Origin of the sequence: Erwinia magellanica, from assembly GCF_039023495.1 — a bacterium.
Lineage (GTDB): Bacteria > Pseudomonadota > Gammaproteobacteria > Enterobacterales > Enterobacteriaceae > Erwinia.
The window spans coordinates 270,587-284,101 of record NZ_JBCHVC010000002.1 but is presented as its reverse complement, the minus strand read 5'-3'; the positions used below and the strand labels follow the sequence as shown (position 1 = coordinate 284,101).

Below are 13,515 nucleotides of genomic sequence, written 5' to 3'. Positions count from 1 at the left end.
TAAAGCATTTGTCAAAATTTACGGCTTTAATCTCATTAATTTGTGACTATTCGTCGATTATGCCGCAGGATAATCGGGCGGGCTAATGCTGATCTCTTATCTCTGCTGGTTTTAACGGCCCGCCAGCAAAATAAACGTCATTATCCTCTTAAATGTCTGGATACACAGGTTTCTCATGGCAAGCGAACGTACTTTATCCTCTTCTTCTCTTCCCGCCAGGCGAACAGCCTTTGGCATCCTGGGCGCAATCAGCGTTGCCCATCTGCTGAACGATATGATCCAGTCGTTGATTCTGGCTATCTATCCGCTATTGCAGAGTGAATTCACGCTGAGTTTTGTGCAGGTAGGACTGATCACCCTGACTTTCCAGGTGACCGCTTCGCTGCTTCAGCCAGTGATCGGTTACTACACCGATAAGCATCCTCAGCCCTGGTCGCTGCCGATTGGCATGGGGTTTACGCTTGGCGGACTGGTTCTGTTAGCAATGGCGGGCAACTTTCCCACCATTCTGGTGGCTGCTGCGTTAGTGGGTACCGGCTCCTCAGTGTTCCATCCCGAATCTTCCCGTGTGGCGCGTATGGCCTCCGGGGGACGGCATGGTCTGGCGCAGTCCCTGTTTCAGGTAGGCGGTAACTTTGGCAGTTCGCTGGGGCCGCTGCTGGCCGCACTGATTATTGCGCCTTATGGCCGCGGCAACGTCGCCTGGTTTACCCTGGCTGCCCTGCTGGCCATTGTGGTGCTGCTGCAAATCAGCCGCTGGTATCAGGCTCAGCAACGGGTCGCTAAAAGCAGCGCAGCGCCTCAGGAGATAACTACTTTACCCCGCCGTAAAGTTGCCTTCGCCATCTCAATTCTGCTGGTGCTGATTTTTTCAAAATACTTTTATCTCACCAGCCTCAGTAGCTACTACACCTTTTATCTGATGCAGAAGTTCGGCCTTTCCGTGCAAAACGCCCAGTTTCACCTGTTTGCCTTTCTGTTTGCCGTAGCGGCGGGAACGGTGATTGGCGGGCCGATTGGCGACAAAGTTGGCCGTAAGCGGGTTATCTGGGTTTCTATTCTTGGCGTTGCGCCCTTCACTCTGCTGCTGCCGCATGCTTCGCTGGCGTGGACAGGCGTGCTGTCGGTCATTATCGGTTTTATACTGGCCTCCGCTTTTTCCGCCATCCTGGTATATGCCCAGGAGCTGATGCCTGGCCGTATCGGCATGGTATCGGGGCTGTTCTTTGGCTTTGCTTTCGGCATGGGCGGTCTTGGCGCTGCGGTTTTAGGCGTAGTGGCCGACCACAGCAGTATTGATATGGTTTATCAAATTTGTGCTTATCTTCCGCTATTAGGCATTCTTACCCTGTTCCTGCCTGATAATCGCCAGAAATAGCCGCTGCCGGCGCGGGATAATTGCGATCCGCGCCGTGTATTTTCTGCAAGGCATCTGGCCCCCCAGCGTTAAACATTGCGAAAAGTCGATTACCTCTCTTTTTTACCACATACCCTCTTTTTATCCTTGTTATTACCCTTTATATCAGGCACTGAGGCGAATTATGCCATACACTTAAAAATTACAACCGGATACATTTGCACACAAAGGAGAGAGCATGCACCACACCACCCCGCTTATCACCACCCTGGTTGGAGGCCTTGTTCTTGCCTTCCTCCTGGGTATGCTGGCCAACCGTCTGCGTATTTCTCCCCTGGTGGGGTACTTGATAGCGGGCGTTCTGGCTGGCCCTTTTACACCAGGCTTTGTAGCGGATACCAATCTGGCTCCTGAGCTGGCCGAACTGGGGGTGATCCTGCTGATGTTTGGTGTTGGTCTGCATTTTTCTCTGAAGGACCTGATGGCGGTAAAGGCGATTGCCATTCCCGGCGCTGTTGCGCAGATTGCGGTGGCGACGCTGCTGGGAATGGGGCTTTCCTGGGCGATGGGCTGGCCCTGGCTCACGGGTCTGGTGTTCGGATTGTGTCTCTCAACGGCGAGTACGGTGGTGCTGCTGCGCGCGCTGGAAGAGCGGCAGCTTATCGACAGCCAGCGTGGGCAGATCGCCATCGGCTGGCTGATTGTGGAAGATTTAGTGATGGTGCTGGCGTTGGTGCTGTTGCCTGCCATTGCCGGCATGTTTGAAGAGGGCAATGCCAGCCTCAGCATGGTGCTGCTCGACTTGCTGATCACCATCGGGAAAGTCGTGGCCTTTATGGTACTGATGATGGTGGTAGGGAAACGCGTGGTGCCGTGGATCCTCGCCCGCAGTGCGGCAACCGGCTCGCGCGAGCTGTTTACCCTCTCGGTGCTTGCCCTGGCGTTAGGGATCGCCTTTGGCGCCGTCGAGTTCTTTGACGTCTCCTTTGCGCTGGGTGCCTTCTTTGCCGGTATGGTGCTGAATGAATCTGAGCTAAGCCACCGCGCCGCCCATGACACGCTGCCGCTTCGCGATGCGTTCGCCGTGCTGTTCTTTGTCTCGGTAGGCATGCTGTTCGACCCGATGATCCTGCTCAATGAGCCGCTGGCGGTGCTGGGCGTACTGGCGATTATTGTCCTGGGAAAATCCCTGGTGGCGCTGCTGCTGGTGCGGCTGTTCGGCCATTCAAGCCGTACAGCGCTGACTATTTCCGTCAGCCTGGCCCAGATTGGCGAATTCGCCTTTATCCTCGCCGGGCTGGGTGTTTCGCTTAATCTGCTCCCGGCGGAAGGCCGTAATCTGGTGCTGGCGGGCGCGATCCTCTCAATCATGATTAACCCGGTTCTGTTTGCGCTGTTGCAGCGTTATCTGGATAAAACCGGCGCCCTGGACGATCGTCTTCTTGAAGAGGCGATAGAGGAAGAGAAGCAGATCCCGGTGAACCTTTGCAATCACGCCATTGTGGTGGGATTTGGCCGGGTTGGCAGCCTGCTTGGCAAGAAACTGATGGAAGAAGGTGTTCCCATTGTGGTGGTGGAGAACAGCCGTAACCGGGTAGAGGCGCTGCGGGAGCGAGGGATCCATGCCGTTCTGGGCAACGCCGCACGTGCAGAAACAATGGATCTGGCGCGTCTGGACTGCGCCCGCTGGCTGCTGCTTACCATTCCTAACGGGTATGAAGCGGGAGAAATTGTTACCGCCGCGCGGGAACAGCGCCCCACTATTGAGATTATTGCTCGCGCGCACTATGACGCAGAGGTGGATTATATTACCGAGCGTGGAGCCGATCGGGTGGTGATGGGGGAACGGGAAATTGCGCAAAGCATGCATCTGTTAATGCAGACGGATGCAGAGGAGGTAAGCGGCCACTGTCCGGTCTGAACAGCTGCCTCCGGCGTCCGCCATGCGAAGACCGGAGGCGGGAGATTACCGCTCCCAGTAAGACTCTTCCAGACTGTCTTCCCGCTCCGGCAGACCTCGCGTCAGCCGCGGCGAATGCTGGTTTAACACCTGGTAGCTGACGCGGTTGGCATATTTGCAGACCTGCGCCAGCGAAGAGTAGGTCAGGTAATTGCGCCCATGCTTGCTGGAGTTAGGGACATTCAGACGGTGATAATTATTCGCCGTAATGTCATGTAGCAGCGCCGCCAGCGCCCCGTCGCCCGCGCCGTTGGTGTTCATGATTTTTTCCGGGCCGCCCATGTAGGGCGCGATGTGCGAGAAAATGCGCAGCGGCTGCTGGCAATCCTGGTGACGCATCGCCCGGCTGAATTCGTACTGGTTGAACTCCGGTATCGTGCCCGGCAGCAGAGGATGCTGCGTAACGCGCTTGCCCTGTTCTTCCGTGAAGCCCGCCATAAATAAACCGTTGGGGCCGGCGGTGCAGAGCACTAAATCTACCCAGTCGAGCGCCATGTTTGCCGCCATTAACGGGTCGCTCAGCCCTGTCAGCGCTTCCGCTTCATCTTCGTTCATCGCGAGGATCGAAACGTGCTCATGCAGAAATTCACGCCAGAACTGGGGATTATCCCCAATCACATATTTCGTGCCCAGCGTCAGCACCACCGGGACGTTATGCTTTTTAGCAAAACCGATCGCTTCCATTGTCGCATCCGGCATCGGCTCGCCTGGCGCGCAGCGCACCAGATAGGAGGTCAGCACCAGCGCCGATGCGCCCGCAATCACCTCTTCCGGGATGCTCTCTTTCTTCAGCTGGTTCATCAGTCCGGGACTGATAGCAAAGGTTCGCTCGCCATTCTCGCCAATCAGCGTAAAGCAGCGACCAATAGCGCCATCCACACCTTGCAGATAGTTGAGATCGGTCCGGCTGGAGGTGTTACAGAGATAACGATAGGCGTAACTGCCAATCTGCACGCTGCTGCACATCACGCCAAGCAGTACCGACCGGTCGTCGGCCAGCACCGAATAGTTATGCAGCGTGTTGCCGATGGTGCCACCGGCAAACTGGTGGGTGATAAGATTTTCCCGGACCAGCTCAGCATAGAGCGCTTCCGCCACCTCATCAGTGATCACCAGTGAATGACCGCTGCTCAGGCCGTAACGGGCTACAAAGGCATCATCGACTTTGGCTTCAATATCCACCAGCGTCTGGTCGATCCCCACGATCCAACTGCCGGTCACTTCCTGCTCAGGCAGCGCCTGTTGCAGCAGCGGATCGCGGGCGCTTACCGGAAAATAGTGCTTGGATTTGCGCTTACCGGGAAATTTCATCTGGCTATCTCCGCCCGTTAACCAACTCGACCATCATATCGATATGCAATGCATCATCATTCAGGGCAGGAATGTACTCAAATTTGCTGCCGCCCGCATGCAGGAAGAACTCGCGGTTTTGTTCGCTGATCTCTTCCAGCGTTTCCAGACAGTCGGCCGAAAACCCCGGACTCATGATCTGCACATGCTTAATCCCTTTTGCCGGCAGCGCCTTCATGGTTTCGTCGGTATAGGGCATCAGCCATGGCTCGCGGCCAAAGCGGGACTGGAAGGTCAACAACGCATTCTGGCTGGTCAGCCCCAGCGAGGTCTTAAGCGCCTCAGCCGTGTCGTAGCAGCGCTGCGGATAATCGTCGCCCTGATCGGCGAAACGCTGCGGGATACCGTGGAAGGACATCACCAGCAAATCCGGCTTACCGTGCGTGGCGAAAGAGCGTTCTACAGAAGCTTTCAGCGCGGCAATATAGGCAGGATGTTCTGCATAATCGCGGATAAAGTCGACCGATGGCAGGCTGCGATAGCCGGAGAAGACGCGGGTAATGCCATCCCAGACGGCGCCCACGGTGGAGCAGGAAAACTGAGGATAAAGCGGCAGCACGATCAGGCGGGTCACACCTTGCGCCATCAGACTGTCCAGCGCGCTTTCCAGGCTGGGGTTGCCATAGCTCATGCCCAGTGCAACCGGCATATCCACACGAGCCGCCAGCGCATCACGCTGCCGCTTGCTGTAGACCATCAGCGGAGACCCCTCCTCCATCCACACGGAAGCATAAAGCTTTGAAACGCGCGGAGAGCGGATCGGCAGGATCGCACCATTAAGGAGTGGCCACCATAACCAGCGCGGGGTATCCACGACGCGAGGATCGCTGAGAAACTGTTTCAGGTAGCGTTTAACGGCAGGCGTGGTAGGCGCGTCTGGTGTGCCTAAGTTCACCAACAGCACACCGGGTTTGTCTTGCCTCATTACTGTTCCTTATCGGGCATTTCGGATGATGAAAACGAGACTCATTCTAGCGGAAAAAGGCGGGGGAAAAACCAATTGCTGTAGTAGGGGCCAGGAAAACCTGGCCCCTGACAACTTAACCGAGGATTTTTGCCAGCTCAGCGCTGACTTCAGCCACTTTACGGGTGCCGTCGATTTTGTGATACGCGGTGTTACCGGCTTCGGCTTCTTTGCTGTAGTAAGCAATCAGCGGTGCGGTCATCTGATGATATTCCACCAGACGTTTACGGACGGTCTCTTCCTGATCGTCTTTACGGGTGGTCAGCTCTTCGCCGGTCACGTCGTCTTTACCTTCCACCTTAGGTGGATTGAAGGTGACATGATACACACGGCCCGAAGGCGCGTGCACGCGGCGGCCCACGATGCGCTCAACGATCAGTTCATCAGGTACGGCAAACTCAAGCACGTTATCCACTTTGATCCCCGCTTCCTTCATGGCATCAGCCTGAGGAATGGTACGCGGGAAGCCGTCCAACAGAAAACCGTTACGGCAGTCTTCCTGAGCGATACGCTCTTTGACCAGCGCAATAACCAGTTCGTCGGTAACCAGTTTACCGGCGTCCATGATCTCTTTGGCTTGTTTACCCAGCTCGCTGTCAGCTTTTACCGCTGCGCGCAGCATATCGCCCGTGGAGATCTGCGGAATACCGTATTTCTCCATAATAAACTGAGCCTGAGTCCCTTTACCTGCACCCGGTGCACCGAGCAGAATAATACGCATTGCGTAAATCCCCTTGCGAATCGCTTAAATTAACTGTTTATCCTAACCCGGAACCATACCATTATGGTTCTTTATCCACAAGGAACGCAGCGTCTATCCTGCATCGGCATAGCGGGAATGCGCGATTTGACGACGTGCATAGAGCGTTTGCGCAATCACCGCGCTGATAATCACCGCGCCGCCAATAACTGCCTGAATTGTAGGCTTTTCGCCCAGGAAAAGCGCCATCCATAAGGGTGCCAGCGCGGTTTCCAGCAGCAGAAACAGCCCGGCACTGGCAGGGGAAACGTAACGGGTGGATAAGGCGATCAACCCCATAGCCAGCGGCATAATCAGCGCCCCTTCGGCCAGTGACCAGCCATATTGCGCAAAAGTCAGCATTTTCAGACTGGCGCCCAGCTCCGGCCCCATACAAACCAGGATTGCAATGGAAGCCAGCAGCCCTCCCAGCGAAGGCAGCCCCACCGTGCCCCCTTTCACCCTGGAGGTGAATATAAAGGCCAGCGCCATGGAAACAGCCGTCACCAGCGCATAGAGGTTGGCCAGGGCAGAATGCTCCTCACTTCGTCCGGACATAACGATGATCACCCCCACAATGCCGGCTAAAGCGGCAATCATCACGCTTCGGTCGCTTTTGATGTGGAAAAACAGCCGCGATATCAGCGCAGAGATAAAGGGTGTTGAGGAGATGATTACCAGCACGGTAGCCACATTTCCCCGGTTCAGTGCATTAACGAAGCAGGCTGAAGCGATGCAGAAAAAGAGCGTGGAGAGCGCATTCTCCCTGGTGAGCCATGGCTGACCCAGCGTGCGACGACTTTTGCGCCAACAGGCCCAAACCAGCAGGCAGACTGCCCACATAAAAAAGCCGCGCAGCGCCACAATCGTCCATGAGTTTTCGATATTCATCATCCGGATGAACAGGGAGTCGGTACTGAGGATAATGCCGCCCAGGATACCAATCATATTGCCGTTAACAGGCGAGTTCGGTTTCATTCGCGCTCCCATAACTCTGTGAGTTGTTGTTCGACTTGTTCGGTCATATCAACAGCTTTTCTGCCGTCTCCTCTTGCCCAGCAAGAGAGGCGAAGGGTACCGGAGTGGGGGAAATAACTGGCCCCCGCAGCTTTCACCTTCTGCTGTAGCGTCTCGCTTAAGCGCGGTACGTTAAAGCAGCTGAACGGCAAACCGGGATGGCTGACTGAAGTGAAATCCATGCCGCCAATATCCTCCATCTGCACTTTCATTACCTGCGCCACATTGAAAGGCTGCCAGCTCTGGCCAGCGAGATTGCCCAGCGCCTCTTCCAGCGGTTTTGATGAGGCGGTCGACTCTTCAAAAAGCCGGAGTTCGCTACGCATCAGGGTGCTGAAGTGCTCCGGACGCAGGGCAATAATTGCCAGCCCCACGGTTAATGAAGCGTGTTTATGCATCGGGGCCACAAAGATCGAACTGTGATCAATCAGCTCTCTGTGCAGGTTGGTGGCGAAGCTGTGGGAGCCATCCACTACCCCTTTTCCTTTGCAATCGGTCAGTGAATTCACGGCACCGGTGTAGGGATTAACGTGGGTGATAATCGGGACATTGCCTGGCCCGGTGAACTGCGACGCAGGATGATGAAACAGCTCGCTGATCGGCTGATAATGGGCATGTTTTGCCAGGCAAAGGGTCGTTTCCTGCTTGTGAAAAAGATGCGAAAGGATCACCAACCCTACCCGCACTGACTGCACGAAGAAAATATCGTAATCCTGTAGCTTGTAGAGTCGGGATAGCTCTTCACGTAATTCATCTCTTTGTATACGCGCTTGCTTATAAAACTGCTCGCCGTGAATTTTTTGTAGCTGAGGTGATAATGAGGAAGCGTCCATTAATTGATCAACTCTTGTTGATAAAGCAGTGGCAAAACGTTATCGCGGAAAATCGATCCCACCGCGATTTCACAAGGGGGTTTGCGATAATTGACCCAGGCAATTTCTTCAATTTCCGATCCGGCGCGCGGTTGCCCGGTTATCTCAACGTGATAGACGTGATTTTCAATGGCGGTGGCTTCAAACTCCGCCAGTCCATGAAAAAGACCAAAAGGCCGGAAGGCTTTCACCTGCACCCCCAGCTCTTCCTGCAATTCCCTTTTCAGGCAGGCCAGATGATCTTCTCCCACCTGCGGCTTACCGCCGGGAGAGATAAAAACAGAGGTGCCACGCTTACGCGTCAGCAGCAGTGAACGCTGCCAGATAATGATGGCCGCGCACTTCACGATGACTTTCATATCAGGCTCCCAAAAAGGACGTAACCCAAAGGTTATGTCCTGGGTTAACGTGGCTTCAGGCTGCGGCACTGGTGGTTTTACTCATCACTGGCGTGGAGAGTGTTTCACCCGCCAGGAAACGGACAATGTTAAGAGCCAGTGGCGCCTTATCTTTCAGGTAAGAGAGGATCACTTCATCACCTGGCGTGGAGAAGCTGTCGGCAAAAATGCTGATCCCTTCCAAAGATTTGGTAGAGATACCAAGCTGCAACAGGCGATATTTCACATCATCCGCAGACTGAGCGAATTCATAGATTGGCGACTGATAGTTGATGTCAAACTGCGCCATCATCTCCATCAGAAACGACTTCGCAACCTGTCGCTGTTCCGGGAACTCCATTTGATAATGGGTGATGCCGTCATTAATGGTGTTGATGTCGTTGCGACGGCAGAAATCTACCAGATGCGCATGGATAGCCAGTTTTTCCCCCAGCAGCACCAGGTTTTTGCGGTATTTAAGGATATCTTCTTCCAGATGCTCGATAGCAATGGAGCGGAACGCCCCGCTGATATCGGTCACGGTATGGTCCACGACCAGATCGCCAAACCGGTTTTTCAACTCATCCACCCGGTGCGATAAAATGCCACGATGCAGTGAACATCCACTGTTTCCTGACCAGAGGTGTACAGGGATACCCTGTAACATCAGATAACATGCCGCCAGGGTGCTATCCCGACCACCGGTAAACATTACAAGCTGTGTTTTTACGGAATGCTGGTTTGTCATTTTCCTTTCCTTCACGTCGCTGTTGAATGTAATCGTGGGCTAAATTGGGGACAAAAAGGGATTAACAGGGAGTTCTTGTCGCTTCGCTGTGGCGCAGGCTTTCCCGTCTCCAGAATCAGATTAGGGAAAACAGGCTGGACTTTAAAATGATATAAACAGACACTCTCTGTTAGTTTATCTAACAGAGAATGCTTATGTCCGGGCTTCCTTCCCTGCGCGCCCTGCGCTATTTTCATCAGGCCGCGCTGCACCAGAGCTTCAGTCTGGCTGCGCAGTCGCTTAACGTGACGCACAGTGCCGTCAGCCATCAGATCAAGCTGCTGGAGGAGTGGCTGGAAAAGCCGTTGTTCTTAAGGGCAAACGGACGCGTGCAGCTCACCTCAGACGGCGAGCGGCTGAAGGTCTGCTGCATGCAAACGTTTCGGGAGATTGAAAAAACTTGTGAGAAGATCCGGGCAAGAAACCTTAACAGCCTGACCGTGTCCTGTGCGCCCAGCTTTCTTGCACAGTGGCTGATCCCCAGGATCAGTCGCTTTACGGAGCGGCATAAAGATATAGCGCTGACGTTTCAGACACATGTGGATATCGGGCGGGTAAGAAATGAGCATTCTGATGTGCTGATCCTGAGCCATGAACAGCCGGTGCAGGATGATATCGCCGCGACGCTTATCACCGTAGATTACATTGGTCCGGTTTGCGCGCCCTCCTTCAGCAACCGTTTCACCTATGAAACAGACTTCTCCACCCTGCCGTTGCTGCATGCGGATACCAAGCTGCATGCCTGGGCTGAATGGGCGAGGAAAACCGGCGCTCGCGGGGATTTCTGGGCGGGCAAGCATTTCGACAATCTGACGCTGGCCATTCAGGCGGCAAGAAATGGGTTGGGGATCATTATGACGCCGCAAATCCTGGTTAAAAAAGAGGTTCGTGAAGGCACGCTGATTGCACCATTAGGCTTTGCGGAAGTAGACAGAGCGACCTGGATGATGGTCAAGGCGTCACGCAAGGAAGAGAGGGAAATTGAGCTGTTTCGCCGCTGGCTGCTGGAAGAAGCGGGAATGACTGCATAACCAGAGAGTGCTCCCGGCTCTGTTTCTGGCGAAAAACAGGAGGCCTGTTTCCAGGCTGACAGCAGAAAAAAAAGGAGCGCATCTCTGCGCTCCCTCATTCTCTCCGCTTAGCCCAGCAGCAGCTGGTTCATGCGGCGGATAAACTGGTTAGGATCTTCCAGCGTACCGCGTTCAGCAAACATCGCCTGATCCAGCAGCAGCTCTACCCACTCGGCAAACTGCGCTTCATCCTGCGTATCGGCAGCACGCTTCACCAGCGCGTGATCCGGGTTCAGCTCGAACAGGTACTTCACTTCCGGCACAGCCTGGCCAGCAGCAGCAAACAGCTTCGCCATCTGCGTACTCATGTCGTTGGCTTCGGTGGTGACAATGGCTGGCGTATCGGTCAGACGATGCGTGAGACGGACTTCCTTCACGCGGTCGCCCAGCAGCGTTTTCACCCGCTCCACGAACGGCTCCAGCGCTTTCTCCGCCTCTTTCTGCTCTTCGCTCTCTTCATCGGCCAGTTTGCTCAGCGCATCATCTGCTTTGCTGACAGACTGGAACGATTTGCCGTCGAACTCAGTGAGATAGCTCATCATCCACTCGTCGATACGATCGGAGAGCAGCAGCACCTCAATGCCTTTTTTGCGGAACAGCTCCAGATGCGGGCTGCTTTTCGCTGCGGCATAGCTGTCCGCAGTGATGTAATAGATCTTATCCTGACCTTCAACCATGCGGCTGACATAATCTTCCAGCGACACGGTCTGAGCTGGCCCTTCGCTGCTGGTGCTGGCGAAACGCAGCAGCTTAGCAATGGTCTCGCTGTTGCTGCTGTCTTCCGCAGGCCCCTCTTTCAGGACCATACCAAACTGCTGCCAGAATTTCTGATACTGCTCTTCGTCATCCTTCGCCACTCTTTCCAGCATTTGCAGAGCACGCTTGCTCAGCGCATTACGCAGCGTCTGAGTGATGCGGCTGTCTTGCAGAATTTCGCGGGAAACGTTCAGCGGCAGGTCGCTGGAGTCGATCAGCCCTTTCACAAAGCGCAGGTAGTTCGGCATAAACTGTTCAGCGTCGTCCATGATAAACACGCGCTGCACGTAGAGTTTCAGACCGTGCTTGTGGTCGCGGTTCCACATATCAAACGGTGCCTGAGACGGGATATAGAGCAGGCTGGTATATTCCTGCTTCCCTTCAACGCGGTTGTGGCTCCAGGTGAGCGGATCCGCAAAGTCGTGAGAAACGTGCTTGTAGAACTCTTTGTACTCTTCGTCGCTGATTTCAGACTTATTGCGCGTCCACAGCGCCTGCGCTTTATTGATCTTTTCCCAGCTGCTGGTGCCATCTTCTTCGTTATGGTTTTCAATTTCGACGGGCAGCGCGATATGGTCGGAGTATTTGCTGATGATGCTACGAACGCGCCAGGCATCCAGGAACTCATCTTCACCTTCACGCAGATGCAGCGTGATCTCGGTCCCGCGATCCTCTTTGGTGATATCCGCCAGAGTATATTCGCCTTCACCTGCGGATTCCCAGAACACACCCTCGTCAGCTGTAGCACCGGCCGCACGGGTGCGCACGGTTACTTTATCTGCCACGATAAAGGCGGAGTAGAAGCCCACGCCGAACTGACCGATCAGCTGGCTGTCTTTCGCCTGGTCAGATCCCATCGATTCCAGGAAAGATTTAGTCCCGGATTTGGCAATGGTACCCAGGTTTTCAATGACTTCGTCACGCGTCATGCCGATGCCGTTATCGCTCAGCGTCAGCGTGCGGTTATCCTTATCCACGGAAACCCGCACGCGCAGGTCGCCATCGCCCTGATAGAGATCCGGCGTAGAGAGTGCGCGGAAGCGCAGCTTGTCGGCGGCATCAGAGGCGTTGGAGATCAGTTCACGCAGAAAGATTTCTTTGTTTGAATAGAGGGAATGGATCATCAGGTGCAGAAGCTGTTTTACCTCTGACTGGAAGCCACGCGTCTCTTGTCCTTTCATGGTCATTGCTACCTCAACTAATACGAATGTACGGATGGATATAGGTTGAGAAGTAGAGTGGGGGCAAAAGCGAGGATTTCAAGCAGGCACGACGGATCGTGCCGTTGAATGGCTAGAATCTAATCTTGTGACGCCCGGCAAGGGAGTGCGACAGCGTGGTGCCATCGACCATTTCCAGCTCGCCGCCAACCGGCACACCGTGAGCAATGCGGCTGGCTTCCACACCATATTGCCCGCACATTTCCGCAATGTAGTTGGCGGTGGCTTCCCCTTCCACCGTGGGATTGGTGGCGAGGATCACTTCCTGAATCGTCTCTTTTTCCAGCCGCTGTTCCAGCCTGTCCAGCCCGATATCGTTGGGGCCAATGCCATCCAGCGGCGACAGGTGTCCCATCAGCACAAAGTAGCGTCCGGCAAACTGACCGGTCTGCTCAATGGCGTGAATATCGGCCGGGCTTTCCACAATGCAGATCAGCCCGTTTTGCTGACGACGCGGATTGGCGCAGATGGTGCAGATCTCCTGCTCGGTAAAGGTCCGGCAGTCGGAACAGTGACCAATCTCTGACATGGCACGCGTCAAAGCCTGCGCCAGGCGCATGCCGCCGCTACGATCGCGCTGCAACAGCTGGAAAGCCATACGTTGGGCCGACTTCGGCCCCACGCCCGGCAAACAGCGCAGCGACTCCATCAGGCTTTCAAGGAGCGGGCTGGTTTGCATCAGAACGGCATCTTGAAGCCAGGTGGCAGCTGCATACCGTTAGAAACGCCGGCCATTTTCTCTTTCTGTGCTTCCGCAACGCGGCGTGCCGCATCGTTGAATGCCGCAGCGACCAGGTCTTCCAGCATATCTTTGTCATCTTCCAGCAGGCTGGGATCAACCTCCACGCGACGGCAGTTGTGTGCGCCATTGATGGTGACTTTCACCAGGCCTGCGCCTGATTCACCGGTCACTTCCATGGCAGCAATCTCTTCCTGCACCTGAGCCATTTTGTCCTGCATTTGCTGGGCCTGTTTCATCAGGTTACCCAGTCCGCCTTTTCCAAACATAGTTTTCTCTCTCAGATCGGGCCGCATCTCACTGGCGC

Annotated in this window: 13 protein-coding genes; 3 read left to right on the top strand and 10 right to left on the bottom strand. The window is 54.9% G+C overall.

Annotated features, from left to right (window positions below):
* Positions 1-175: 175 nt before the first annotated feature.
* The gene (locus AAH450_RS08550; protein WP_342909851.1) at positions 176-1,378 is read left to right on the top strand and encodes an MFS transporter; all 1,203 of its coding nucleotides are present in this window, start codon (positions 176-178) and stop codon (positions 1,376-1,378) included.
* Positions 1,379-1,595: 217 nt separating this feature from the next.
* The gene (ybaL, locus tag AAH450_RS08545) at positions 1,596-3,278 is read left to right on the top strand and encodes a YbaL family putative K(+) efflux transporter (protein WP_342909850.1); all 1,683 of its coding nucleotides are present in this window, start codon (positions 1,596-1,598) and stop codon (positions 3,276-3,278) included.
* Positions 3,279-3,323: 45 nt separating this feature from the next.
* Here the strand turns inward: ybaL and AAH450_RS08540 are convergent, their stop codons facing one another.
* The 7 genes from AAH450_RS08540 to AAH450_RS08510 form a co-directional block, all read right to left on the bottom strand.
* Positions 3,324-4,628, bottom strand: a complete 1,305-nt coding sequence (locus AAH450_RS08540) for an inosine/guanosine kinase (protein WP_342909849.1) — start codon at positions 4,626-4,628, stop codon at positions 3,324-3,326.
* Positions 4,629-4,632: 4 nt separating this feature from the next.
* The gene (hemH, locus tag AAH450_RS08535) at positions 4,633-5,592 is read right to left on the bottom strand and encodes a ferrochelatase (protein WP_342909848.1); all 960 of its coding nucleotides are present in this window, start codon (positions 5,590-5,592) and stop codon (positions 4,633-4,635) included.
* A gap of 115 nt (positions 5,593-5,707) precedes the next feature.
* Entirely contained in the window at positions 5,708-6,352 is a 645-nt protein-coding gene (gene adk, locus AAH450_RS08530; RefSeq protein WP_342909847.1) for an adenylate kinase, read from the bottom strand.
* A 93-nt stretch (positions 6,353-6,445) separates the two neighbouring features.
* A complete protein-coding gene (locus AAH450_RS08525) occupies positions 6,446-7,348 on the bottom strand; it encodes a DMT family transporter (RefSeq protein WP_342909846.1) in 903 nt (300 codons plus the stop codon).
* Positions 7,345-8,220, bottom strand: coding sequence for a DUF6024 family protein (locus AAH450_RS08520; protein ID WP_342909845.1), 876 nt, complete (start codon positions 8,218-8,220; stop codon positions 7,345-7,347). The genes AAH450_RS08525 and AAH450_RS08520 overlap by 4 nt, the downstream gene beginning before the upstream one ends.
* Positions 8,220-8,618 (bottom strand): NUDIX hydrolase, encoded by a 399-nt coding sequence (locus AAH450_RS08515; RefSeq protein WP_342909844.1) that lies wholly within the window; start codon positions 8,616-8,618, stop codon positions 8,220-8,222. The genes AAH450_RS08520 and AAH450_RS08515 overlap by 1 nt, the downstream gene beginning before the upstream one ends.
* Positions 8,619-8,673: 55 nt before the next feature.
* On the bottom strand, positions 8,674-9,384 hold the full coding sequence (locus AAH450_RS08510) for a hypothetical protein (protein ID WP_342909843.1): 711 nt from the start codon (positions 9,382-9,384) through the stop codon (positions 8,674-8,676).
* A gap of 194 nt (positions 9,385-9,578) precedes the next feature.
* On the opposite strand from AAH450_RS08510, the gene AAH450_RS08505 reads away from it, so the two are divergent.
* Positions 9,579-10,454: a LysR substrate-binding domain-containing protein gene (locus tag AAH450_RS08505; RefSeq protein ID WP_342909842.1), complete on the top strand. Its 876-nt coding sequence runs from the start codon at positions 9,579-9,581 to the stop codon at positions 10,452-10,454.
* A gap of 107 nt (positions 10,455-10,561) precedes the next feature.
* Here AAH450_RS08505 and htpG read toward each other — a convergent pair whose 3' ends face one another.
* The 3 genes from htpG to AAH450_RS08490 all read right to left on the bottom strand — a co-directional run bounded on the left by htpG (position 10,562) and on the right by AAH450_RS08490 (position 13,477).
* Positions 10,562-12,430, bottom strand: coding sequence for a molecular chaperone HtpG (gene htpG / locus AAH450_RS08500; RefSeq protein WP_342909841.1), 1,869 nt, complete (start codon positions 12,428-12,430; stop codon positions 10,562-10,564).
* 112 nt (positions 12,431-12,542) lie between these two features.
* The gene (gene recR / locus AAH450_RS08495; RefSeq protein ID WP_342909840.1) at positions 12,543-13,148 is read right to left on the bottom strand and encodes a recombination mediator RecR; all 606 of its coding nucleotides are present in this window, start codon (positions 13,146-13,148) and stop codon (positions 12,543-12,545) included.
* Positions 13,148-13,477 carry a YbaB/EbfC family nucleoid-associated protein gene (locus tag AAH450_RS08490; RefSeq protein ID WP_147195861.1) on the bottom strand — a complete coding sequence of 110 codons (330 nt, stop codon included), beginning with the start codon at positions 13,475-13,477 and terminating at the stop codon, positions 13,148-13,150. Before AAH450_RS08490 ends, recR begins: the two co-directional genes overlap by 1 nt.
* Between the last annotated feature and the right edge of the window lie 38 nt (positions 13,478-13,515).

Coding starts and splice junctions, on each gene's coding strand:
- AAH450_RS08515 (WP_342909844.1), bottom strand. CDS start 8,618: ATGAAAGTCATCGTGAAGTGCGCGGCCATCATTATCTGGCAGCGTTCA.
- hemH (WP_342909848.1), bottom strand. CDS start 5,592: ATGAGGCAAGACAAACCCGGTGTGCTGTTGGTGAACTTAGGCACACCA.
- AAH450_RS08520 (WP_342909845.1), bottom strand. CDS start 8,220: ATGGACGCTTCCTCATTATCACCTCAGCTACAAAAAATTCACGGCGAG.
- AAH450_RS08550 (WP_342909851.1), top strand. CDS start 176: ATGGCAAGCGAACGTACTTTATCCTCTTCTTCTCTTCCCGCCAGGCGA.
- htpG (WP_342909841.1), bottom strand. CDS start 12,430: ATGAAAGGACAAGAGACGCGTGGCTTCCAGTCAGAGGTAAAACAGCTT.
- AAH450_RS08525 (WP_342909846.1), bottom strand. CDS start 7,348: ATGAAACCGAACTCGCCTGTTAACGGCAATATGATTGGTATCCTGGGC.
- adk (WP_342909847.1), bottom strand. CDS start 6,352: ATGCGTATTATTCTGCTCGGTGCACCGGGTGCAGGTAAAGGGACTCAG.
- AAH450_RS08510 (WP_342909843.1), bottom strand. CDS start 9,384: ATGACAAACCAGCATTCCGTAAAAACACAGCTTGTAATGTTTACCGGT.
- AAH450_RS08490 (WP_147195861.1), bottom strand. CDS start 13,477: ATGTTTGGAAAAGGCGGACTGGGTAACCTGATGAAACAGGCCCAGCAA.
- ybaL (WP_342909850.1), top strand. CDS start 1,596: ATGCACCACACCACCCCGCTTATCACCACCCTGGTTGGAGGCCTTGTT.
- AAH450_RS08540 (WP_342909849.1), bottom strand. CDS start 4,628: ATGAAATTTCCCGGTAAGCGCAAATCCAAGCACTATTTTCCGGTAAGC.
- AAH450_RS08505 (WP_342909842.1), top strand. CDS start 9,579: ATGTCCGGGCTTCCTTCCCTGCGCGCCCTGCGCTATTTTCATCAGGCC.
- recR (WP_342909840.1), bottom strand. CDS start 13,148: ATGCAAACCAGCCCGCTCCTTGAAAGCCTGATGGAGTCGCTGCGCTGT.